This is a genomic window from Kribbella sp. NBC_01505 (assembly GCF_045040285.1).
Taxonomy (GTDB): Bacteria; Actinomycetota; Actinomycetes; order Propionibacteriales; family Kribbellaceae; genus Kribbella.
Genome location: NZ_CP109425.1, coordinates 9,655,172 through 9,677,544, shown reverse-complemented (window position 1 = coordinate 9,677,544; position 22,373 = coordinate 9,655,172). Strand labels below are relative to the sequence as shown.

18 protein-coding genes are annotated in these 22,373 nt (G+C 68.8%); 12 read left to right on the top strand and 6 right to left on the bottom strand.

Features of this window, described 5'->3' with window-relative positions; all coding sequences use genetic code 11:
• Window positions 1-2,223 precede the first annotated feature (2,223 nt).
• A complete protein-coding gene (locus OG474_RS44980; RefSeq protein WP_405059837.1) occupies window positions 2,224-2,856 on the top strand; it encodes a tetratricopeptide repeat protein in 633 nt (210 codons plus the stop codon).
• A 71-nt stretch (window positions 2,857-2,927) separates the two neighbouring features.
• Here OG474_RS44980 and OG474_RS44975 read toward each other — a convergent pair whose 3' ends face one another.
• Both OG474_RS44975 and OG474_RS44970 read right to left on the bottom strand, forming a co-directional pair.
• Entirely contained in the window at window positions 2,928-5,654 is a 2,727-nt protein-coding gene (locus OG474_RS44975) for an ATP-binding protein (protein WP_405059836.1), read from the bottom strand.
• Window positions 5,654-8,389 (bottom strand): ATP-binding protein, encoded by a 2,736-nt coding sequence (locus OG474_RS44970; protein WP_405059835.1) that lies wholly within the window; start codon window positions 8,387-8,389, stop codon window positions 5,654-5,656. Before OG474_RS44970 ends, OG474_RS44975 begins: the two co-directional genes overlap by 1 nt.
• Before the next feature lie 170 nt (window positions 8,390-8,559).
• Between OG474_RS44970 and OG474_RS44965 the strand changes: the two genes are divergently transcribed.
• From OG474_RS44965 to OG474_RS44935, 7 genes are all read left to right on the top strand, one after another.
• Window positions 8,560-9,264 carry a peptidase M23 gene (locus OG474_RS44965; RefSeq protein ID WP_405059834.1) on the top strand — a complete coding sequence of 235 codons (705 nt, stop codon included), beginning with the start codon at window positions 8,560-8,562 and terminating at the stop codon, window positions 9,262-9,264.
• Between the two features lies 1 nt (window position 9,265).
• Window positions 9,266-11,098, top strand: a complete 1,833-nt coding sequence (locus OG474_RS44960; RefSeq protein WP_405059833.1) for a VgrG-related protein — start codon at window positions 9,266-9,268, stop codon at window positions 11,096-11,098.
• A 10-nt stretch (window positions 11,099-11,108) separates the two neighbouring features.
• Window positions 11,109-11,384: a PAAR domain-containing protein gene (locus tag OG474_RS44955; protein ID WP_405059832.1), complete on the top strand. Its 276-nt coding sequence runs from the start codon at window positions 11,109-11,111 to the stop codon at window positions 11,382-11,384.
• A gap of 1 nt (window position 11,385) precedes the next feature.
• Complete coding sequence (locus tag OG474_RS44950; RefSeq protein WP_405059831.1) at window positions 11,386-11,808, top strand: GPW/gp25 family protein; 423 nt, start codon at window positions 11,386-11,388, stop codon at window positions 11,806-11,808.
• A gap of 115 nt (window positions 11,809-11,923) precedes the next feature.
• The gene (locus OG474_RS44945; RefSeq protein ID WP_405059830.1) at window positions 11,924-13,870 is read left to right on the top strand and encodes a putative baseplate assembly protein; all 1,947 of its coding nucleotides are present in this window, start codon (window positions 11,924-11,926) and stop codon (window positions 13,868-13,870) included.
• A 5-nt stretch (window positions 13,871-13,875) separates the two neighbouring features.
• On the top strand, window positions 13,876-14,421 hold the full coding sequence (locus tag OG474_RS44940; RefSeq protein ID WP_405059829.1) for a phage tail protein: 546 nt from the start codon (window positions 13,876-13,878) through the stop codon (window positions 14,419-14,421).
• Window positions 14,405-15,547 carry an NADase-type glycan-binding domain-containing protein gene (locus OG474_RS44935; RefSeq protein WP_405059828.1) on the top strand — a complete coding sequence of 381 codons (1,143 nt, stop codon included), beginning with the start codon at window positions 14,405-14,407 and terminating at the stop codon, window positions 15,545-15,547. Before OG474_RS44940 ends, OG474_RS44935 begins: the two co-directional genes overlap by 17 nt.
• A 375-nt stretch (window positions 15,548-15,922) precedes the next feature.
• On the opposite strand, the gene OG474_RS44930 is transcribed toward OG474_RS44935, so the two are convergent.
• Both OG474_RS44930 and OG474_RS44925 read right to left on the bottom strand, forming a co-directional pair.
• Complete coding sequence (locus tag OG474_RS44930) at window positions 15,923-17,254, bottom strand: hypothetical protein (RefSeq protein ID WP_405059827.1); 1,332 nt, start codon at window positions 17,252-17,254, stop codon at window positions 15,923-15,925.
• A 15-nt stretch (window positions 17,255-17,269) separates the two neighbouring features.
• Window positions 17,270-18,190, bottom strand: coding sequence for an EamA family transporter (locus OG474_RS44925; protein WP_405059826.1), 921 nt, complete (start codon window positions 18,188-18,190; stop codon window positions 17,270-17,272).
• Between the two features lie 72 nt (window positions 18,191-18,262).
• On the opposite strand from OG474_RS44925, the gene OG474_RS44920 reads away from it, so the two are divergent.
• Both OG474_RS44920 and fxlM read left to right on the top strand, forming a co-directional pair.
• Window positions 18,263-18,760, top strand: a complete 498-nt coding sequence (locus tag OG474_RS44920) for a MarR family winged helix-turn-helix transcriptional regulator (RefSeq protein ID WP_405059825.1) — start codon at window positions 18,263-18,265, stop codon at window positions 18,758-18,760.
• Between the two features lie 2 nt (window positions 18,761-18,762).
• Complete coding sequence (gene fxlM, locus OG474_RS44915; RefSeq protein WP_405059824.1) at window positions 18,763-19,596, top strand: methyltransferase, FxLD system; 834 nt, start codon at window positions 18,763-18,765, stop codon at window positions 19,594-19,596.
• Here fxlM and OG474_RS44910 read toward each other — a convergent pair.
• A complete protein-coding gene (locus tag OG474_RS44910) occupies window positions 19,562-20,329 on the bottom strand; it encodes a hypothetical protein (RefSeq protein WP_405059823.1) in 768 nt (255 codons plus the stop codon). The genes fxlM and OG474_RS44910 overlap by 35 nt on opposite strands.
• A 129-nt stretch (window positions 20,330-20,458) precedes the next feature.
• On the opposite strand from OG474_RS44910, the gene efp reads away from it, so the two are divergent.
• On the top strand, window positions 20,459-21,022 hold the full coding sequence (efp, locus tag OG474_RS44905) for an elongation factor P (RefSeq protein ID WP_405059822.1): 564 nt from the start codon (window positions 20,459-20,461) through the stop codon (window positions 21,020-21,022).
• Window positions 21,023-21,028: 6 nt separating this feature from the next.
• Window positions 21,029-21,439: a transcription antitermination factor NusB gene (nusB, locus tag OG474_RS44900; RefSeq protein ID WP_405059821.1), complete on the top strand. Its 411-nt coding sequence runs from the start codon at window positions 21,029-21,031 to the stop codon at window positions 21,437-21,439.
• Between the two features lie 289 nt (window positions 21,440-21,728).
• Here nusB and OG474_RS44895 read toward each other — a convergent pair whose 3' ends face one another.
• Window positions 21,729-22,244: a transcriptional regulator gene (locus tag OG474_RS44895; protein ID WP_132166624.1), complete on the bottom strand. Its 516-nt coding sequence runs from the start codon at window positions 22,242-22,244 to the stop codon at window positions 21,729-21,731.
• Window positions 22,245-22,373 lie beyond the last annotated feature (129 nt).

The following is a 22,373-nucleotide window of genomic DNA, read 5'->3' as shown; positions in this document are numbered from 1 at the left end:
GTGCAGACCGACAGGACTCGGCCGGTGTCGTGGGTTTGTGGTTGCTCGCCGCGTCCGGCCGATCTGAAAGACAGCATGGCTGGCCGCCGCGGTGGCTGAGCCGGATGGCGAGGCCGCGACCGAGGTTCCGGTCGCTGACGGCTGACGGGCTTTGGTCGCGGTCCGGCAAGGCAGGCCGGTGACCAACTTCGCGTCGCCTGGGCTTCGCGCTTCCGGGCCTGGGTTGCGGTCCGGCAAGGCAGGGCCGGTGACCAACTTCGCGTCGCCTGGGCTTCCGGGCTTTGGTTGCGGTCCGGTAGGGAGGAGCGGTGACCACGTTCTCCGTTGCCTGGGGTTGACGGGCTCTGGGTGCTGTTCGGGAAGAGGCGATCGGCAGCTGGACTCGCGTTCATCCGCGAGGCATGGGCCGGCGTGGTGCGTTGGTCGGTGATTTCTTCTTATATAGCGACCAAAAGTTACCGACTCCCGCACATCAAGCTCCTCAGCCGTAGCCCGTCAGCCCCAGGCAACGGACGCGCGCGGTCGCCGTGCTCGCCATCCCCCTTAGCCATCTGCTCTGCGCGCCGTGCGTTTCAGTCGGCTGGCCTTGGCTGTCGGGCGGGGCGCAGACCGAAAGGACTCGGCCGGGGGCGTGGGTTGGTGGTGGCTCGCCGCGTCCGGCCGATCTGAAAGACAGCACGGCGGGCCGCCGCGGCGGCTGAGGCGGATGGCGAGGCCGCGACCGAGGCTCCGTTGCCTGGGGATTCCGGGCTTTGGTTGCGGTTCAAGAGCGCAGGCCACCAGCAGCTGCCCCGATCTCCCTGCGCGCTTTCGCTTGCCCGCGTTCGTTAGCCGGTGGACTTTCGTCGCTGGTGCCCCAAAATCCACCGGATAGCGCGGCACCCTGCGCCTGCGCAGCCGCCTGAACGACGCCTCGCTGCCGTGGTCCAGCCGTCTCGCGGACCGCCACCACTGACCAACCTCCGCTGGGTCCACCTCGCCACGCTCAACCGCCGCCCGGAAACCCTCGCCGGAGTGAGTTGGTCAGTGGCACAGGTCCGCCCGCGTGTTCCAGCTCAGCCGGAGACCTGGCTCGCCGCTTCTTTGGTGGCTGTCTTTGGTGGTTGAGACGGGGTGCAGGCCGAAAGGACTCGGCCGGGGACGGGCGTTGTGGTTGCTCGCCGCGTCCGGCCGATCTGAAAGACAGCATGGCCGGCCGCCGCGGTGGCTGAGGTGGGTGGCGGGGCCGCGACCGGGTTTCCGTTGCCTGGGGCTTCCGGGCTTTGGTTGCGGGCCGAGAAGAGGACCGCGATCGGCTCTCCGTTGCTTGGGGTTGGCGGGTTTTGGTTTCGGTTGCTGTTCGGGAAGGGGCGCCGGTTAGTAGGTGAGCCGTCCCACCGGGCGGTGCCGCCCGCGACGTTCGGATTTCGTCACCGGGTCCCAGAATCCACCGGTTGGCGCGTCACCCCTCGGTCTGAATCGGCGCGATTAGCCGAGGCGACGCGTCGTGGGCCTGGTCTACCTCTCTTGCGGACCGCCACCACTGATCAACCTCCGCGGCATCCAGCTCGCCACGCTCAACCGCCGCCCGAAAGCCTTTGCTGGAGTGAGTTGGTCAGTGGCACAGGTCCGCGCTCGCTATCCGGTTCAGCCACCGGACTGGCTAGCCGCGGCTGTCTTTGTCGGCTGCTCTTGGCGGTTCGACTGGGTGCAGGCCGAAAGGACTCGGCCGGGGACGCGGGTTTGTGGTTGCTCGCCGCGTCCGGCCGATCTGAAGACAGCATGGCTGGTCGCCGCGGTGGCTGGGGAGGCCGCGACCGAGGTTCCGGTTGCTGACGGGCTTGGGTTGTGGTCGGCAAGGCATGGCCGGCGACCAACTTCGCGTCGCCTGGGCTTTGGTTGCGGTTCGGGAGGGAGGGCCGGTGACCGCGTTTCCGTTGCCTGGGGTCGACGGACTTTGGTTGGGGGCCGAGAAGGGGCCGGTGATCGGGTGTCCGTTGTTTGGGTTGACGGGCTTTGGTTGCTGGGTGGGGAAGGCGTGCCTCGCGACTGCTCCACCCTTGGTGCATGTCCGTGCGGTGCCAAGGCGTACCGAAGAACAGGTAGTACTAGGGGTGCTGTGAAGTCGGGCAGCGTGGTGGCGGGCGCGGGCCGCCCTTCAGGCGGACGACTATCAGTTCGGCGGTACACCTGGGGAATGGTGGTCGGCCGGGTGCTGAGCTTGGGGGCTACTACGTTGTGGGGATGGATGAGCGTGTGGGGCGGGCGTGTGACCAGTACGAGCGGGCGATCTTTCAGGGGGACCTGACGGGGCTGGCCGGTGCGGAGCGGGAGCTGGATGCGGTTGAGGCCGAGTTGGTGTTGGCCAGGGGGAAGCTTCTGCATGCGCGGTTCCTGGACGGGCGTGAGCAGGAGGATCCGCATGAGTTGGAGCTGTTTCGGCGCTCGCTCGAGTTGTACGAGGGGCTCGAGGATGATCGGGGCCGCGCGGAGGCTTGGTTCTGGATCGGTTGTTTCCATCAGGTCGTCCGCGATGAGACTGAGCTGGCGCTGGCCGCGCTGGAGTTGTCGGCCGAGCTTGCCCGGCAGACCGGGGACGGGCTGATCTTGTCGTACGCGCTCAGGCACCTCGGCATCGCTGCTCACCGGGCCGGTCTCGCGGAGGAGGCGGGTCAGCTGCTGGGAGAGTCCACCGAGCTTCGCCGCGCGCTCGGCTTCACCGACGGCGTGGCCGCGAACCTCGTCGGCCTGATCCATCTCGCCATCGACCAGGGCCGGCGGGACGACGCCGAGGCCCTCCTCATCGAGGCCACGGAGCTTGCCCAAGACGCCCCGGCGATCCTGAACCAAGTGACCGCGGCGCGCGAACGGCTGTAACCGACCGGTTCATGCAATCAACCTTGCACAAGGATTCTTGTCTAATCGCCAGGCCGTGCCGAGGCTGAGGATCAAAGGGCGAGAAGCTCAGCCGCCAGGGTCTCGGGCGCCTGGCGGCGGACGAGGGCCGCGATCCGGTCGGTCTCGGGGCCCAGAGCGGCGCGGCACTGGGCCCACGCGGTGGCTTCGGCTTGCAGGCGGTCGACGATGAAGACCGGAGCGCCGATCTCCTCGCGCTGACGATCGCAGACCGCGAGCAACCTGACGGCGAACGAGAACGAGCCCTCAGCCGCAGCAAGAATCGCGAGCAGCCCGAAACAGTCCAGTACGCCGGTCGAGTACCCGATCCCGCGCGCGATCCGCAACGCCTCCAGCGCCCGTGCACGAGCTTGGTCGAGGTCACCGGCCTGGAAGTCCAGGATGCCGAGGCTGCCCATCGCCAGCACCTTGCCCTGCTCATCGTTCAGCTCGGCCCAGACGTCGTACGCCTCGACGAGGTAGGCCCGAGCTTCGACCGGGTAGCCGAGTTGCCGCAATGCCATCCCGTTGCAGTTCAGGGCAGCGCCCAGTACGACGCCCATCCGCAGCTCGCGAGTGAGCACTTCCGCCTCGCGCCCGAACTGCAAGGCCGCGTACACGTCATCAAGCGCCAGACTCGTCAACGTCAACCCCTGGGAAGCGATCGCCAGCCCGCGCCGGTCGCCCAGAGAGCGGTAGATGGTCGCGCTCTCCAGCCCGGTCTCGAGCGCCTCGGCGTACCCACCGGCGAAGCGGGTCTGCGCGGCCAACCCGGCCAATGCGGCGGCTCGTTCGACGGTCGGTTCGGTGAGTCCGGCCAGTGAGGCGCGCAGCCATGCACGCGCCTGGCCCATCAAGCCGCGGAACAGCCAATGCCACGAAAGTGGCGCGACGATCTCGCCGACCCGGGCCGGGTCGTTGCCCTCGGCAAGGCACCAGTCGATCGCGGCGATCAGGTTCGGCTCTTCCAGCCGCAGCACCCGCCCGGTCACCTGCTGGCGCAAGGCAAAGCGTTGATGCAACGCCGCGGCATGCCGGCTGAAGCGCGCCAGCTCCACACACCACCGAACATGCCGATTCCGTACGGCGGCCTCTTCGTCGGCTGCCCGGAGTTGTTCGAGACCGTACTCGCGGACCGTCTCCAGCAGACTGAACCGTTCGTCGGTATCCATCGTGACGAGACTGCGGTCGACCAGGACCGCGAGCAGTTCGGCGACCTCGTCGATCTCGATGCCGTCGCCGGCCAGAACCTGCTCGGCCGCGTCCAGCGCGCATCCACCAGCGAAGACGGCCATCCGCCGCAGGACCGTGCGTACCGGAGGTTCGAGCAGTTCGTGGCTCCAGTCGAGAGCCGCCCGCAGACTCGAGTGACGTGGGCCGGCGTCGCGGAAGCCGCGGATCAGCAGCCGGAGGCGGTCGTCGATGCGGGCCGCGAGTTGCTCCACCGACAACGTCCGGGTCAGGCCCGCGGCCAGCTCGATACTGAGCGGAAGCCGGTCGACCGCTGCGCAGATCTTCTCCACCGCCGGGCCGGGCTCAGTGCCACTGCGGTCACAGAACAACTGCGCGGCGTCCGCCGCCGGAAGCGGACCGATCCGGCGAATCTTCTCGTCGGACATGCCGAGGGCGCGCTGCGAGGTGACGAGGATCGACAGCTCGACCGCCTTGAGCTGCAGCGCGTCGATCACCGGTACGACGGCGTCCACGAGGTGCTCGGCGTTGTCGACGACGAGCAGCGCGCCGGTCAGCAGTTCGGCTGAATGACCCAGCGATTCGCCGCCACCGTCCGCGCCGACCGCACCGGCCAGGGCAGCGACCACGTTGTCGCCCTGATGCAGAGGACCGAGGTCGAGCCACGCGACCGAACGACCCTGCTCAGCCGCGTGCGCCGCGACCTCGCGCGCCAGCCTGGTCTTACCCGCACCGGGCCCGCCGAGCAACGTGATCAGCGACGGCTGCCGGAGGTCGCGCAGCAGGGCCGCTTGTTCCCGATCGCGCCCGACGAAGGTTTTCGCTGCCGTAGGCAACGGAATCCGTGGGGCCGGCGGACGATGCCCGCGAAGATCGTCCTCGAGGGCAACCGTCTCCGGGGTGGGGTCGATGCCGAGCTCGTCGGCCAGGCGGGATCGCAAGGTCCGAAGCCGATCGAGAGCATCGGCCTGCTGGCCGGCGCGGGCCAGGGCGAGTGCGGACAGCCCGACCAGTCGCTCGTGCAGCGGATGAACCGCGATCATCCGCTCGAGCTCCGGACCGACAGCGCGGCCGAGCGCCAGGCCGGCCTCGGCCCAGGCCAGTTGGAGATCGACCTGCAGCGTTTGCAGCCGTCGCCGTTCCGCCTCGACGAACGGGATGCCGTGGAGGTCGGCGAGCGGCTCGCCGCGCCACAGTCCGATCGCCGCGGCCGACGTACTGAAGACTCGGGCTTGATCGCCGGAACGTCGTACGGCGTCGACCGTGGTGAGCGCTCTCTCGGCGGCGCTCAGGTCTGCGGGGTCGGCCAGGAGACTGAATCCGGCCGGGGTACGGCGAAGTGCTGCGGAGTGCTCGCCGAGTGCGTTCCGCAAGCGCGAAGCCAGCACCCGCAGCCGGGCAGCCGGGCGAGCCGTGTCCTCATCGGCCCACAGGTCGCGGATCAAGATGTCATCGGCAACGGCTTCGCCTCGTGCGAGGGCGAGCCGGACCGCCAAGGCCTGCGCGAGCGGTTGCCGGACCGGCAAGGTTTCTCGGGCAGCCGACACGATCTCGGCCGGGCCGAGAACGAGCACCTCGAGCTGCCTCATCAGCCGGCCAGGATCTCGGCGGAGAGCGTTTCCGGTGACTGGCGATGCGCGAGGTCGGCCAGCCGGTCGGCCTCGGGGCCCAATGCGTCCCGGCATGCTGACCAAGCGGCGGAGAGAGCGCTTACTTCGTCCGCGACCTGGATCGGACTGCTCAGCTCCTCGCGTTGATGCCGGACCACCGCGATCAGCCGGACAGCGGCCTCATAGTTGCCCTCAGCAACCTCGACCGTGGCGAGCAGCGCGAGGCCGTCCAGGATGCCGAGCAGTCCACCGATGCCGCGCGCCATCCGCAGGCAGAACAGGGCGCGGCGCCGACCCTCGGCGGTGTCTCCGGACTGCACGGCCAGTACGCCGAGATGGTTGGAGGCGAGGACGAGTCCCTCGTCGTCGCGGACCGAGGCCCAGATCTCGTAGGCCTCTTCCAACATGCGCTGGGCCTCGGAGGGGTAGCCGAGCATGCGGAGCCCCACGCCACCGCAGTTGAGGGAGGCGCCGAGGACGATCGGCAAGTCGAGCGCACGGGCCATCGTCCCGGCCTGGTGGGCGTAGTCGAGAGCGCCGTACACGTCGTCGAGCCCGAGGCTGGTCAGCGTCAGCACGTGATAGGTCCGGGCGAGACCGCGATCGTCGCCGAGCGCACGCTGGATCTCCACGCACTCCAGCCCGGCCTGGAGCGCCTCGGCGTACCGGCCAACGCTGCGGGCCTGGAAGGCGAAGCCCCTGAGTGCGTGACCGCGTTCGACCGTGCCGGCGGGCAGAGCGGGGAGCGACGCCCACAGCCACTCACTCGCCTGAACCATCATCCCGCGCGACATCCAATGCCAGCCCAGCGGCGCGACGAACTCGCTGACCCGGCCGGGATCGTTGCCCTCACCCATGCACCAGTCGATGGCGGCGAGCATGTTGGGCTCTTCCAGCCGGACGAGGCGGGCAAGCTCCGGTTCGCCGAGCAGCAGCCGCTGGTCCTGCGGCCCGTAAGCGCCGCCGAACCTGGCCAGCTCCACACACCAGGCCGCGTGCCGATCTCGGAGAGCGCTCTCTTCGCCAGAAACGCGCAGCTGGTCGAGCGCATACTCACGAACCGTCTCGAGCAACCCGATCCGCTCGTCGTTGCTGGTGATCAGACTCCGGTCGGCCAGTTCGCCGAGCAGCAGGTCGACTTCGCCAGGATCGATTCCGTCACCGGCGAGGACGAAGGCGGCGGCCTGTGGCGTGCAGCCGGCGGCGAAGACGGCCAGGCGACGGAGGGCGACTCGCTCCTGGGGGCCGAGCAGTTCGTGGCTCCAGTCGAGTGCGGAGCGGAGGCTGACGTGGCGGGGACCGGCGTCGCGCGGACCCCGGACGAGCAGCCGGAGCCGGTGGTCGATCCGCTGAGCGATCTGCTCGACGGACAACGTGCGGGTCAGGCCAGCGGCCAGCTCGATGCCGAGCGGGAGGCGATCGACCGCCGTACAGATCTGCTCGACTGCCGAGCTTGGCTCAGCGCCGCTGCGGTCGCAGAACAGCTGGCTCGCCTCTGTCGCGGTTAGAGCCGCGACCCGGTGCACCTGCTCGTCGGTCAGTCGCAGTGGGCGCTGTGAGGTGACCAGGATCGAGAGCCCGGACGCTTTGAACCGCAGTACGTCGATCACCGGGGCGAGCTGCTCGACGAGGTGCTCGGCGTTGTCGACGATCAGCAAGGCATCGGTCAGCAGCTCGGCGGAGTGGCCGATCGAGTAGTCGCCGCTGGTGGCTCCGGCAGCGCCGGCGAGAGCGCTCTCCAGGTCGTCTCCCGGCTGGGCCGGTGCCAGATCCAGCCAGGCGACGGGCCGATCGTTCTCGCTCGTCCGGGCAGCGATCTCCCGAGCGAGTCGGGTCTTCCCGGCGCCAGGTCCGCCGAGCAGCGTGATCAATCCAGGTTGCTGGATGCGCGACAGCAGGTCGGCCTGCTCCTGCAGACGGCCGACGAAGGTCCTCGCTGCCGTGGGCAACGAAGACCGCACCTTCGGGGCCGCGGCCAACTGGGTACGCAGACCGTCCTCGAGCGCGACCGTCTCCGGGGCCGGGTCGATGCCCAGCTCATCGGCCAGCCGCACCCGCAGCGCGTGCAACCGATCCAGCGCGTCGGCCTGCCGACCGGCCCGGAACAAGGCCTGCGCGGACAGCCCGACCAGGCGTTCGTGCAACGGATGGAGATAGACCAGCCGCTCCAACTCAGGCTCAACCAGCTTCCCGAGCGCGAGACCGGACTCGGCCCAGGCCAGTTGGAGCTCGAGCCGGAGAGACTCCAGGTGCTGGCGCTCGGCAATGACGAAGGGAATGCCGTCGAGATCGGAGAGCGGTTCCCCGCGCCAGCGGCTGATCGCGGCCGCGGTGGTGGCGAAGACCCGGGCCTGGTCGCCGCTCCGGCGGATCGCGTCGAGAGTAGCGAGCGCCGTGTCCAGATCGGCCGGTACTGCCTGCAGGCTGAAGCCGGCCGAGGTCCGCTGCAGCGCACCGGAGTGCTCGCCGAGCGCGCTGCGCAGACGGGAGGCCAGCACCCGCAACCGGGCCAGCGGCCGGGCCGCGTCGTCGTCACCCCAGAGATCCCGGACCAAGATGTCGTCGGCAACGGGTTTGCCCCGCGCCAGACTCAGCCGAACGGCGAGGGCCCGGCTGAGCGGCTGCCTGATCGGCACCGGTTCGCGGGCAGGCGTCGACACCTCGGCGGGGCCGAGCACGTCGATCTGCAGGAGCGGTTGCCCCGTCGCCCTCACCCCCAGAGGAGAACGTCGTACCGAGGATCCTAATTCGCTCTGCCCTTTCGGGAAGAGGGGAGGTCCCTCGGCGTGGCGCTGGTGCACCTGCCCGGGCGGCGGCCGCGTCCCTAGCCTCGACAGCAAGGTCCGGTTGGAGAGCCGGCCGGTGACGAGGGGTGGTGCGGGCGGTGGCGCGCGGAAATCTGGCGAAGGCCTACCTGGAGATCCACGAGGCGAAACCGGTCAAGGGCGCCGGCGCGGCCCTGGGCGCGTCCCAGGGCACGATCGCGTTCCAGTTCAACCCCAACGAGCTCACCGTCAAGAAGAGCGCCCAGTGGAAGAGCGAGCCGGCCCGTGGTGCGAAGAAGGCCGCGCCGCCGCAGTTCCAGGGTCCGGATCCCGGCAAACTGACCGTGGAGATGTTCTTCGACGCCACCGACACGATGAACGACTCGGTGGTGAAGGCGGTGAAATCGCTCTTCGAGTGTTGCACCCCGACCGACAAGAGTCTGGGCAAGAACGTGCCGGTGCCGCCGCTGGTGGTCTTCCACTGGGGTGCGCTCGACTTCTTCCCCAGCTTCATCACCTCGGTCACCGCGAAGTACACGCTCTTCACGCCCGAGGGAACGCCGGTCCGCGCGACCTGCACGGTCGATCTGCAGGAGATGCCGACGACCACGCCCAAGCAGAACCCGACGTCGGGCAGCCTGACCGCGCGCCGTACCCATGTGTTGCTGGAGGGCGAGACCCTCGCAGCGGTCGCGTACGCCGAGTACGGCGACCCGGCGATGTGGCGGCCGCTGGCCGTGGCGAACGACATCGACGATCCGCAGCGGCTCGCCCCCGGCAGCACGCTGCTGCTGCCGTCTCCGGACGAACTGCTGGCGGGCTGAGATGGCCAACGCCAACATCGCCAGCACCCTCGGGATCAGCGTCAACGGGGGAGCGCTCCCCGATGATCTGATGGCGCTCCTCGCCGGAGCCTGGGTGGACGACAACCTGCACCTGCCGGACATGTTCACGCTGCGCTTCCGCGACCCGGACCGCCTGGTGCTGGCCAAGTCGCACATCGCGATGGGGGTCGAGGTCAAGCTGTCCGTGCACGCGATGCAGGAGAGCGCTCCCCAGGATCTCCTGACCGCCGAGGTGACCGCGCTCGAGATCGAGGTCGACAGCACCGGCACCTTTACCGTTGTTCGCGGGTACGACGCGGCGCACCGGATGTTGCGCGGGACCCGGAGCATGACGTACCAGCAGTCGACGATCAGCGACATCGTCAAGAAGATTGCTCAGCGCAACAACATCCGGACCGCGAAGGTCGACGAGACCAGCACCGTGCACGACCTGGTCAGCCAGGCGAACCAGACCGACTGGGACTTCCTGCGAGTGCTCGCCGACAGCGTCGGATACCACCTGGCGATCGAGAACAAGACGCTGACCTTCTCCAAGCCGGTTGACGCCGCGACCGCACCGAGCGGCTCGGACGGTACGCAAGCGCAGGCCCTGGAGCTCGGCGCGGACCTACTGCGGCTGCGGACGGCGGTGACTGCCGCCGGCCAGGTGCCGTCAGTCGAGGTGCGTGGCTGGGACGACGAAAGCCAGAGAGCGGTCTCCGCGACCGCGGCGGTGCAGACGAAGACCGCCGAGATCGGTGCGAAGCCGGCCGACCTGGCCAAGTCGTTCGGTGCGCAGCCGTGGGTGGTCACCCATGTCCCGCACCGCACCCAGGCGACCGCCGAGGCCGCCGCCAAGGCGCTGGCCGAGCGGGTCGCCGGGACCTTCGCCGAGCTGGAGGGGGTCTGCCGCGGCAACCCCAACCTGCACGCCGGATCTGCTGTTGCCCTGAGCAACCTCGGTGCGCCGTTCGACGGCAAGTACACGCTCTCCCGGGTGCGGCACGTGTTCGACAACGACAGCGGCTACACCACCCAGATCTCGGTCACCGGCCAGCAGGACCGGTCGATGCTCGGTCTGAGCGGCGGATCCGCGGCCGAGCGGCACGGCATCGTCACCGGGGTCGTCACCGACATCAAGGACCCGAAGAAGCTCGGCCGGGTGAAGGTCCGGCTGCCGTGGATGCACGACGACTTCGCCACCACCTGGTCGCGCGTTCTCCAGGCCGGGGCCGGCAGCAACCGCGGTTCGATGATCATCCCCGAGGTCGGCGACGAGGTGCTGGTCGGCTTCGACCATGGCGCGATCGAGGCGCCGTACGTGCTCGGTGGTCTCTACAGCGCCAAGAACCTCCCGTACGCCGCTCAGTCGGAGAGCGTGGACGCGGGCGCGGGGCAGGTGAGCCGGCGGGCGATGGTCAGCCGTACCGGGCACTCGCTCGAACTGCTCGAGGCGGCGGCCCAGAACGGCATCTGGCTGCAGACCGGCGACGGCAAGCTGAAGGTCTCGATGGATGCCGGGAACGGGCCGGTGATCACCGTGCACAGCGACGGCAAGGTCGTCGTGGAGGCCAAGGACAGCGTCGACATCACCGCGCAGAACGGCAGCGTCAAGATCACCGGCGGCGACAAGATCGCGCTCTCCGCGCGTTCCGGGATCACGCTCGACGGCGGGGCCGGCGACGTGAACGTCAAGGGCGTCAAGGTCGCGCTGCAGGGGACCGCGGAGGCGACGCTCTCGGCCGCGAAGGTCGGCGTCAAGGGCCAGGCCGCGACCGAGATCACCGGCGGCGCGGCGCTCACGTTGCAGGCCGCACTCGTGAAGATCAACTAAGGGGCCTCCGATGCCAGGACCAGCTGCCCGAGTAGGCGACCCGACCGGACACGGCGGCGCACTCGGACCACCGGGAGTGCCGACGGTGCTGATCGGCGGTATGCCGGCCGCGACGGTCGGTACGCCGCACATCTGCGCGATCCCGTTGCATCCGCCGTCGGCGGTGATCCCGCCGGGATCGATGACCGTGCTGATCGGTGGCCTGCCGGCCGCCCGGCTCGGGGACATGACCGCCTGCGGCGCGCCCGTCGCGATGGGCGCGCCCACTGTGCTGATCGGAGGCTGAGGTGAGTTCGGAGTTCGTCGGTGCCGGCTGGGCGTTCCCGTTGCGGACGGACGCGACCGGCCGGGTCGCGCTGGTCCGGGCCGACCGGGAGATCGAGGAGAGCATCCGGCTCATCCTCGGTACGTCGCCCGGTGAGCGCCCGATGCGGCCGGAGTTCGGCTGCGGGATCCAGGACCACATCTTCGCGCCCGCGAACGCGACCACGGCGGGCAAGATCGTCGCCGACGTCCGGATCGCGCTGGACCGCTGGGAGCCGCGGATCGACCTGCTCGACGTCCGGGTGCATTTCGACCAGGTCGACGAGGGAGCGCTCTACATCGATCTGCACTACACGATCCGCGGCAGCAACAGCCCGCGGAACCTGGTCTTCCCGTTCTACCTGATCCCCGAACACATCGAGCTCGACGCCGGAGCGACCCCATGAGCTCCGTTGGATGCCACGCTCCGCGCGGCTGGTCATGGGGCTCAACCTCCAGTCCTTCCCTCGTCACTCCAGTCGCTGCGCTCCCTGCGCTCCTCAGTCCAGGCCAGGAGGCCCCATGACCCTGACCGCCCCGAACCTCGACGACCGCCGGTTCCAGCAGCTGGTGGACGACGCCAAGCGGATGATCCAGCAGCGCTGCCCGGAGTGGACCGACCACAACGTGTCCGACCCCGGCGTCACCCTGGTGGAGGCGTTCGCCACCATGGTCGACCAGCTGATGTACCGGCTGAACCGGGTGCCTGAGCGCAACTACCTGCGTTTCCTCGACCTGATCGGCGTCAAGCTGTTCGCGCCGGCCGCGGCCCGCGCGGACGTCACCTTCTGGCTGTCCGCGGCCCAGCCCGAGACGGTCACCGTCCGCTCCGGTACCGAGGTCGCGACCCTGCGCACCGAGCACGACGAGGCGACCGGATTCAGCACCGTCGACGACCTGCCGATTGTTGCCACCGCACTGCAGACCGTTGCCACTGGCAACGTTGGGGGCGGTGCGATCGACCGCACGGTCGAGTTGCAGGACAAGATCGGCTTCGAGTGCTTCCCCGAGCCGCCGTCGCCAGGGAGCGCTCTCTACGTGGGTCTCACCGAGGCCGCGCCGTCGTGTGCGGTCCTGCTCCGGATCGACTGTGAGGTCGAGGGCATCGGTGTCGATCCGCTGGATCCGCCGCTGCGCTGGGAGGCCTGGAACGGCGAGGACTGGGTACCCTGCGAGGTCGACCGCGACGGGACAGGCGGTCTCAACCGGGCCGGTGACATCGTGCTGCACCTCCCGCGCGAACACGTCCCGTCGGTGCTCGCGCAGCAGCGGGCCGGCTGGCTGCGTTGCGTCCTGACCGAGCCGGACGCCGACCAGCCCTTCTACAGCGAGTCCCCGAAGATCCGCGCGATCGAAGCGTCGACGATCGGCGGTACGGCGACCGCCGAACACGCCGAGGCCGTGCTGTTCGAGGAGATCGGCCGTAGCGATGGCAGCGCTGGTCAGCGGTTCCTCCTCGAGCGTCGCCCGGTAGCGCTCTCCGCGGATCCCGAGGTGCTGCGCGTCGGCACCGACAACGGCTGGCAGGACTGGACGCTGGTCGACAGCTTCGCCGCCTCCACGGCCGACGATCGCCACTTCGCGCTGGACCGCCAGACCGGCCAGCTGTTGTTCGGCCCGGCGGTCCGCCAGCCCGACGGCGCGTTGACGTCGTACGGCGCGGTGCCGCCGAAGGGCGCCGTACTGCGGCTCGACCGGTACCGGATCGGTGGCGGCAGCGCGGGAAACGTGGCAGCACACGCTCTCCGGGTTCTCAAGAGTTCGCTCCCGTTCGTGTCCGAGGTCGACAACCGCCGGCCCGCGATCGGTGGGGTCGACGGCGAGCAGGTGTCGGACGCGATGCAGCGTGGACCGCTCTCTCTGCGTACGTCGTCGCGCGCGGTCACCGCTGAGGACTACGAACTGCTCGCCCGGGAAGCGACACCCGAGCTGGGCCGCGTGCACTGCGTTCCGGGTGACGAGAGCGAGCCGAATGTCGTTCGCCTGCTGGTGGTTCCGCGGCTCTCCGGAGACCCGCAGGCGCAGACCGACTTCGGTGCACTGCGGCCGACAGACGAGGTGCTGCAGCGGTTGGCCGATCACCTGGAGCCGCGCCGGATGCTCGGTGCGCGCCTGCTGATCGAGCCGCCGTACTACCGAGCAGTGACGGTGGTCGCTCGGCTCACCGCGGCAGCGGATGCGTCGTCGGAGCGAGTACGCCCGGAAGCGCTCGCTGCGATCTACCGCCTGCTGCACCCGCAGGTCGGCGGTCCGCGCGAGGACGGCTGGCCGCTGGGCCGTGCCGTACAGACCGGTGACATTCACGCCGCTCTGCAGCGCGTGCGCGGTGTCGAGTCGGTCGAGGACGTGCGGCTGTACCTGGCGGACCCGGTCCTCGGGACGCGCAGTGAGACGCCGGTCGAGCGGATCGATCTGGCCCGGACGGAGCTGGTGTTCTCGTTCGAGCACCAGATCCAGGTCCGGAGGTAGCACCGATGCGCGGCCTGGTCGACGGTCTGCACAATCCCCATCCACTGCTCGCGATCCTGCCCGGTATCTACGGTGAGGACGATCTCGCCGCGCGCCTGACGACTGTCTTCGACGACGCGCTCGCGCCGATCGTGTCCACGCTGGACAACTTCCCGGCGTACCTGGATCCGGCGTTGGCTCCCGAGGACTTCGTCGAGGTGCTCGGGTCCTGGGTCGCGGCGTTCACGGACCCACGCATCCCGGCCGACCGGCAGCGGTTGCTGGTCGCCGCCGCGGTCGAGCTGCACGGCTCCCGCGGCGCGGCCGCCGCCCTGCGCGAGACGCTGCGGCTGGCCTGCGGCGTTGACGCCGAAGTGACGGAGTCCGGCGGTACGACGTGGTCCGCGCAAGCGCAGTCCGCGCCGCCAGGCTCGGATGTGCCGCGACTCGTCGTACGGGTTCCAGCAGAAGCAGATGAGGCGGTTGTACGCCGCATTGTCGAAGCGCTACGGCCGGCCAATCTGCCGGCCCGGATAGAGGTCGTGGAGGTCGGCGATGATCCTGTGCAATGACTGCGGTGAGCAGAACGAGGACGGCACTGTCTTCTGTGCACGCTGTGGTGTCTTCCTGGAGTGGGAGGGCGAACGCGTTCCGACCCCGGCAGCCGCCGGACGGACCGCGGTCGTGCAGGCTCCGCCCGAGGAGAGCCCGGCGCCGGTCGCTACGGCAGTGGAAGCCCCCACTGTCGTCAGAGCTCCGGTCGAGGCACTGACACCGCCGGCCGCACCACCTGCGGCGCCCGAGACGACGCAGCGCCCGGCGCCACTACCGGCGCCGGAGCCGCGGCAGCCGGATGCGCAGCCACCCGCGCGCAAGCCGGGTTCGCGGCAGCCGCAGACGGTCAAGCGGAAGATGCCGCGCCGGTCCAAGTCGCCGGTGATCATTCCGACCGGCTCGCGGATCTGCGGCGGCTGCGGAATGCCCAACGAGGGCAGTCGGCGGTTCTGCGCGAAGTGCGGGTTCAGCCTGATCGACGCGAAGGTGATCCGGAAGACCGCCTGGTGGCGGCGCTTCCTGGGCCGCGAACGCGTCTATGCCGCCGGCACGCGGTTCCGGCCGAGCAACGCGCGCCGCCGCTTCCGCGGTGCGACCCGGATGGGCGTCGTACTGGCTCTGCTGGCCGGCGGCGGCATCCTCGCGTTTCCCCAGCGCCCGCTGGTGATGAAGGGCGTCCATGCGGTGCAGGACGCGATGAGCAAGCCGCAGCCGGTGCATGTGAAGGACGTCAAAGGCAGTGGAGCGGCGGGCAAACAAGTGCCCGCGCTCGCCTTCGACGGCGCGAAGAACACCTACTGGGGTGCACCGCGCGTCGGCAAGGGCGCGGTGAACGGGCCCTACGTGAGCGGAACCTTCCAGCAGCCGGTCCGGCTGACCAACATCGGCATCTACGCGGGTGTCTCGGAACAGACGCCGAAGTTCGTCGCGGGTCCGCGGCCGGCCGAGATCGAGGTCACCGTGTTCACCGCCGACAAGCCCGTCCTCAAGCGCTTCCGGCTCGCCGACAGCTCGAAGTACCAGAAGTTCACCCTCAAGGTCGACGGCGCCCGCGGCGTCCAGATCGCCGTCGTCCGCAGCATCAACCCGAGCCGCTCCACCCTCACCGCCATCACCGAAATAGAACTCTTCGGCAAGCCCTGAAAGCCCTGCGCTGCCACCCGATTCGGTGGGGTAGTGCTCCCCAACGCCGCCACGGCACCACCCCTTTGGCGCCATTCCGAACCGCCGAATGCTCGCAGCACGCGGCCTGCGTGTTTTCGGACATTAGCCGTCGTGGTGGCTGCGGGTGCGGGTGTGGCTGGGTTGTGTGCCTGGCCTGCGGAAAATTTCGGTGGATATCCGTTCAGGTTGACCCTTCTCTGTTCGAATTTTGAGGGGAGAACCAGCAACTTGCGGGGAGATCCCCTCGACCGGCGTACGGGTCGAGGGGGTCTACGCGTCACCAGGGGAGGGACGGCAAGAAGCCCGGGACCTTGTGGGGGAGGTCCCGGGCTTCTCTTGGTGGGGAGGAAAGGTTTAGGTGGCAGGCTTGGCGGGGGGCGGTACGTCGACCAGGTTGCCGCCGACCATGATCGCGTTCTCGCAGGCGGTTGCTCCCGGTGCGGGAGTGGTGCAGTCGAGGTGGACGACGACCTTTTGGCCGGGCTGGAGGACCGCGAGCGGTGCGATGTAGCGGTAGTCCTGGATGTTGCGGAAGTACTGCGGGGCGACGCCGCCCAGGGAGTCCTTGTCCTTGCGCAGGTCGAGCCAGCCGGTGCTGCCCTGGGACTCGAAGTTCACGTCGGTGATCCGTAGCATCTTGCCCGCTGGGACCGTATACGTTGCCTGATCGGACCCGCCTGGCTTCGCCTTCAGCGGCCAGCGCTGGGCGAACGGCGTACCGACGGCGGCCGCGGCCTGGGCGGCGATCTGCTTGTCGCGCTCGGTCTGGGCCTGGTTCTGGTTGTTCTGGCCCTTCTGAGTGTTGTTCGACTGCTGCTGCGCGACCTGGGCCTTCTCTTCGGCCTTGGCAGCGGTGTCCTTCGCGACCGCGGTGTCCTTCTTGATGGCCGCGAGCGGCTTCTCGACCGCGTCCTGCGCGGCGGACTCCACGGTCGGTCGCAGGACGCCGAACCACAGACCGGTCAGCAGTGCGGCTGCGGCGAGTGCGCCGACGATCGCCTTGCCCGTCCAGGACGGCAGGATCGGGTCCTGGACCATCATGCCGTCGACCTTGGTGATGGTGGCGCCGGGCTGACCGCCCCGCGCGACCTGGGTGACGACGATGCTGAACTGCCGGGTCTTCGACGTACCGCGCCAGATGCGGTCCAGCGGGCGGGCCTTCACCTTGGCGAAGGCGGCTGCGCCCGGCTGCACCTCCAGCGTGCTGGGGGAGAAGCGGAACTCGACCACTGCGTCCGGGTCCTTGCCGGACAGCTCGACCGTCACCGGCTGGTTGCCGCGGTTGTCGATGGACACGGTGTGCCGCCCGACCCGCGAGCCGTGCGACGTACGCGGTGTCAGCTCCGCAGTCAGGTCGCTGAACGGCTGTACGTGGACCATGGCCTCTGGCACCGCCGTGTCGGCCGGGTGCTCCCGTGGCTCGACCAGTACGCCGAACGGCACGTCACCAGCCTGTACGACGGCCTCCTGGGGGACCGTGATCGTCACCGTGGCGGTGCCCTCGGCATCCGGGTACAGCGACAGCACGGCCGGCTCAATCACCGCATACGCGGCCAGATCCCCGACCGGCGACAGCGTGTAGGCCTCGACCACCGAGCCCCGGTTCGCCACCGTGACCTGGCACGTGGCCGGGGCACCTGGCACCACGACGAGTTCCGCAACATCCAACCGCGCTGAAGTAGACACGCATCAAGGATCGAGTCAGACGCCGCCCAGCACAGCGAGCCGCCGTACAGCCGATCGGGCAACCCGCATAGCCCTAGTAGTCCGCGGCCCACGCAGCTGAGCGGTGAGCAGGGCGGCGAGGACGATCAGGCCGCCGACCATTTGGGCAGTGGTGAGGCGCTGGTCGAGTACGAGCCAGCCGAGCAGGGTGGCGACTACTGGGCTGAGGAGTCCGAGGAAGGTGACGTCGGTGGGGCCCAGTGCGCGTAGTCCGCGGAACCAGAGGGCGTAGGCGAGGGCGGAGCCGATGATGGTCAGGTAGGCGTAGCCGCCGACGTTCGCCAGGGTCAGGTTGGCCGGGGGTGCGCCTTCGACCAGGTAGGCGACCGGCAGCAGGACCAGGCCGCCGGCTACTAGCTGCCAGCCGGTTGTGGCGAGTAGTGGAGCGGGCGAAGTCCAGCGCTTGCTCAGTACGACGCCGACTGCCATCACGACCGCACCGCCGAGTGCAGCGAGCACACCCCAGAGGTCGAGCCGGGCATCTGCCCGCAGCACCAGCAGGCTGACTCCGAACACACCGGCAATCGCAGCCAGCACCTTGCGGGTCGACAGCCGCTCCTTGAGCAGGCCGGTCGACAGCATCATCACCACGAGCGGCTGGATCGCACCGACGGTCGCTGCAACGCCACCAGGCAGGCGGTAGGCGCCAACGAACAGCAGGGCGAAGAACGCGCCGATGTTCAGCGTGCCGAGCACGAGCGAGCGCCACCACCAGTTGCCCCGCGGCAGCGTCCGGGTGATCGCGATCAGCAGCAGACCGGCGGGTAGCGCACGGATCACCGCTGCCAACAGCGGACGGTGCGGCGGGAGCAGCTCGGTCGTGACCAGGTACGTCGTACCCCAGAGCATCGGCGTGATCGCGGTAGTGAGGAGCAGAGCCAGGCGATTGTTTAGCACTAAGATAAAGTATCTCAGCGCTAAGGTACTTTCAATAGCTCAGCGCTAAGCAATCTGGACTACCCTGGAGCCATGCCCGATCACGTCGACCAGATCCTCGAGCAGTGGGCTGAGCAGCGTCCGGATGTGGATGCCTCGCCGATGGCTGTCGTGGGCCGGCTCAAGCGGCTGGCCCAGCTCACCGAGAACGAGCTCCGCCGGAACTTCGCCCGCCACGATCTGGACTCGGCGTCGTTCGACGTGCTGGCCACGCTGCGCCGGAGCAACTCCGAGCACCGCCTCACTCCGGCCGGTCTGATGCGGTCGTCGATGGTGACCTCGGGAGCGATCACTCAGCGGCTGGACCGGCTGGAGGCTCGTGGTCTGGTCAGCCGCAAGCCCAGTGAGACAGACGGGCGCGGTGTGCAGGTGACACTGACCGCGGAGGGACTCCGGCTCATCGACGCGGTGCTGCCAACGCATCTGGAGACGGAAGAGCGTTTGCTCGCCGGACTGTCCAAGACAGAGCGCACGCAACTGGCAGACACCCTACGCACACTGCTCGAGTCCCTCGGCGACAGAACGGACTGACCATGGCCGCGCGCAGAGACGACCCAGCTCGGGCCGTCGCTGCGCGTGCGAAGCTCACTCGGCATCTGATCGCTGAAGGCGCCATCCGGGACGAGCGGGTGGCAGCTGCGTTCCAACGGGTCCCGCGACACCTGTTCGTACCGCGGGTACCACTCCGGGTCGCGTACGCCGATGACGTAGTGCTGATGAAACGCGATGCGGAAGGCATGGTGATCAGCTCGGTGTCCCAGCCGAGCATCATCGCCGTCATGCTCGAGCAGGCGGCGATCCGCCCGGGTGACCACGTGCTGGAGATCGGATCCGGCGGCTACAACGCCGCACTGCTCCGTGAGCTGACCGGACCGGCAGGCCGAGTCACCACAGCCGACATCGACCCGGACGTGGTCGGACGTGCCCGAGAAGGACTCACCTGCGCCGGGTACGACGATGTGCGCGTCCTGCAGGCCGATGGCGAGTTCGGTGTGCCCGGCGACGCGCCGTACGACCGGATTGTCGTGACGGTGACCGCATGGGACATTCCGCCGGCCTGGGTCGACCAACTGCGGCCAGGCGGGCGCATCGTCGTACCGCTGCGGCTAGGTGGTCAGACGCGGTCGATCGCCTTCGAAGAGGTCGAAGGGCACCTGGAGAGCTCGTCGGCTGTCATGTGCGGCTTCGTCAACATGCAGGGAGCCGGGGCGCACCCGGACGACGACGTGCCGGAGCTGGCCGTGTGGGAGGGCGCTGAGCTGTCAGTGCAGGCACATCGGGTCGGTGCCGAGCTGCCGCCGGGCTTTCATCTGGTCCGGCGGCATCACACGTTTACTGTCCGCCGGTTGGCCGGGGCGGGTTCCTGACCGTCTGCCAGAGCTCGTCGATGTCGGAGCGGTCGTCCGGCTCCGGAGTGTCGACCCAGCCGCTGGCCCAGGTGTCCTCGTCCCGGTCCACCGCGAACATCGAATCCGCGATCGCGGCCGAGCCGACGTACCGGGTCTCTTCCTCGACGACCTTGGCGGGAGCGGCGGCCTGCGCAGTCTTGGCCGGTGTGACCAGGTTGCGGGCGTACTGCTGGGCTTCCAGGAGGCCCATGTCCAGCTCGTCCGACAGCACCCGCACTGCGGTCACCTCGTTGCCGGCCTTCATCAGGTCACGCACCCGGGCGTCGAGGTTCGGCTTCGGCTGCGGCCCGCGCTGCTGGTAGTTGGGCTGCTGGTACGTCGGCTGCCAGGTGGCCGGTGGCTGATAGGTCGGCTGGTACGGCGCCGGCTGGTACTGCTGCGGAGACGCGGCCTGACCCGGTGTCGACCGCTCGCCGGGGTGCGCGTGCTGACGGCCGGCCTGCATCAGCGCCTGCAACGCGGCGCCGGCCTGCTGGCTACCGGCGAGCTGTCCCTGCGGCGGACCAGTGGGTTGAGTGAACTGGCCCTGGAACTGCAGTGGCGGCCCGCCGTTCTGCTGGGCTTGGGCCTGGATACGCTCGATCAGCTTCTGCACCCGCGGGCTGGGCTGCTTGTTCGCGCCGCTCTGTTTCTTGACGGCGCTCACGATCGCGACGACGACCATGATCACGACAAAGATCGCGAATTCCACGTCCGGCCTCCCAGCGGTCAACGTCCTGAACCCCAGCGTAGGGGCTCCGAGTGGCGGGAGTCGGAGGAACAGCCTTCCGACCGCTACAATCCGGTGTTACCGCTGATCGATTTCGAAGGGTATACCCGCGTGGCTTCGACGAACGACCTCAAGAACGGCATGGTGCTCAACCTGGATGGGCAGCTGTGGTCTGTCGTCTGGTTCCAGCACCACAAGCCCGGTAAGGGCGGTGCGGTCATGCGCACCAAGCTCAAGAACGTGCTGAGCGGCAAGGTCGTCGACAAGACCTTCAACGCCGACGTCAAGGTCGAGGTGGCCAACGTCGACAAGCGCGACATGACGTACCTGTACAACGACGGCGGCTCCTACGTCTTCATGGACAGCTCCACCTACGAGCAGGTGAGCATCACCCCGGAGACCGTCGGGGACGCCTCGCACTTCCTGCTGGAGAACCAGGAAGCCATCGTGGCCGTTCACGAGGACCTCCCGCTGTACGTCGAGCTCCCGGCCTCGGTCGAGCTGCTCGTCGAGTACACCGAGCCCGGCCTGCAGGGCGACCGCTCGACCGGTGGCACCAAGCCGGCCAAGCTCGAGACCGGGTACACGATCCAGGTCCCGCTGTTCCTGACCACCGGCGAGAAGGTCAAGGTGGACACCCGGACCGGGGACTACCTCGGCCGTATCACGTCCTGATCGGCGATGTCTGCCCGGAGCAAGGCCCGTAAACGGGCACTGGACGTCCTGTTCGAGTCCGAGGTCAGGGGGCTGCCGGTCGGCGGCACCCTGCCCGACCGGATCGAGGACAACGACCCGCCGGTGAACGAGTTCACCGTCGCACTGGTCGAGGGCGTCGCCAGGAACATCCACGCGATCGACGACCTGCTGTCGGCCCACTCGGTGGGCTGGACGCTGGACCGGATGCCGGCCGTGGACCGCAACATCCTGCGGATCGGCGCCTACGAGCTCCTGTACGACGACCAGGTGCCGGACGTGGTCGCGGTGAGCGAGGCGGTGGCGATGGCACGGGACCTGTCGACCGACGAGTCCCCGGCGTTCGTGAACGGGCTGCTGGCCCGGCTGCTGCAGCTCAAGCCGACACTCGGCATCTGACTGCAAGGTTCGAGGGGGGCGAGCCCTCTGGCACATCTCCTTCGGTGGCCCGGTGACCGTCTCGGTACGGTCCCGGGCCGGCGCTTGCATCCCGTTGTACTTGTCTTTCAAGTACGTGTACTTGTCTTTCAAGTACGTGTGATGGCTCGGGGGGAACGGCCCCGGCCTCGGTCGGCAGATGAGGTGATGTCCTGCCGATTAGGTACTGCGGTTGTTGCCTACTGCTTGAGATTTGAGCGAGGGGGCGGCCGCGGGCAAGCTGCTACGAGCCCCGACCGTCACACGCCGCTCAGGCGCCGGCAGCCTCGGTGGTCTCCTCGACGTCACCCTTCGCCTCGGGGTTCAGAACTCCCCAGGAGATGAAGCGCTCGGTCAGAGTCGTCGGCGACTCGTCGTAGATGACCGCCAGGGTGCGCATGTCGTCCTGACGGATCGACAGCACCTTGCCGTTGTAGTCGCCCCGCTGGGCCTGGATGGTGGCTGCGTACCGGGTCAGGGGCCCAGCCTCGCCGGCGTCCAGGTGGTGCAGGGCTTCCAGGTCGAGGATCAACCGGGGCGGAGCCGCCGCGGCAGCTGCCGCCTTGGCCGAACCCGGGAGCAGTTCGCCGACCGGGACGCCGTAGAAATCGGCGAGCTCGGCAAGCTTCTGGACGGTGACAGCACGGTCGCCACGCTCGTACGAGCCGACCACTACCGCCTTCCAGCGACCCTTGGACTTCTCTTCCACGCCATGCAGCGACAAACCCTGCTGCTGGCGGATGGCGCGTAGCTTGCCACCCAGTGTCTTCGCGTATTCGCTCGGCACTTGGTTCTTCCCTCCGAACTTTTCGTGTGGTCCGGACCGCTGGAAACGGGCCGGTCGGTGAAACCCCCCTCGGTTACACAGAGTAACAATATTCCGGGCCAGAGGCCAGAGTCAAGACGGCGTGTCACA

Bases quoted from the DNA above. Each gene is read 5' to 3' on its own strand.
- OG474_RS44920 (WP_405059825.1), top strand. From the start codon at position 18,263: ATGCCCGATCACGTCGACCAGATCCTCGAGCAGTGGGCTGAGCAGCGT.
- fxlM (WP_405059824.1), top strand. From the start codon at position 18,763: ATGGCCGCGCGCAGAGACGACCCAGCTCGGGCCGTCGCTGCGCGTGCG.
- OG474_RS44935 (WP_405059828.1), top strand. From the start codon at position 14,405: ATGATCCTGTGCAATGACTGCGGTGAGCAGAACGAGGACGGCACTGTC.
- OG474_RS44955 (WP_405059832.1), top strand. From the start codon at position 11,109: ATGCCAGGACCAGCTGCCCGAGTAGGCGACCCGACCGGACACGGCGGC.
- OG474_RS44945 (WP_405059830.1), top strand. From the start codon at position 11,924: ATGACCCTGACCGCCCCGAACCTCGACGACCGCCGGTTCCAGCAGCTG.
- nusB (WP_405059821.1), top strand. From the start codon at position 21,029: ATGTCTGCCCGGAGCAAGGCCCGTAAACGGGCACTGGACGTCCTGTTC.
- OG474_RS44960 (WP_405059833.1), top strand. From the start codon at position 9,266: ATGGCCAACGCCAACATCGCCAGCACCCTCGGGATCAGCGTCAACGGG.
- OG474_RS44980 (WP_405059837.1), top strand. From the start codon at position 2,224: ATGGATGAGCGTGTGGGGCGGGCGTGTGACCAGTACGAGCGGGCGATC.
- OG474_RS44940 (WP_405059829.1), top strand. From the start codon at position 13,876: ATGCGCGGCCTGGTCGACGGTCTGCACAATCCCCATCCACTGCTCGCG.
- OG474_RS44975 (WP_405059836.1), bottom strand. From the start codon at position 5,654: ATGAGGCAGCTCGAGGTGCTCGTTCTCGGCCCGGCCGAGATCGTGTCG.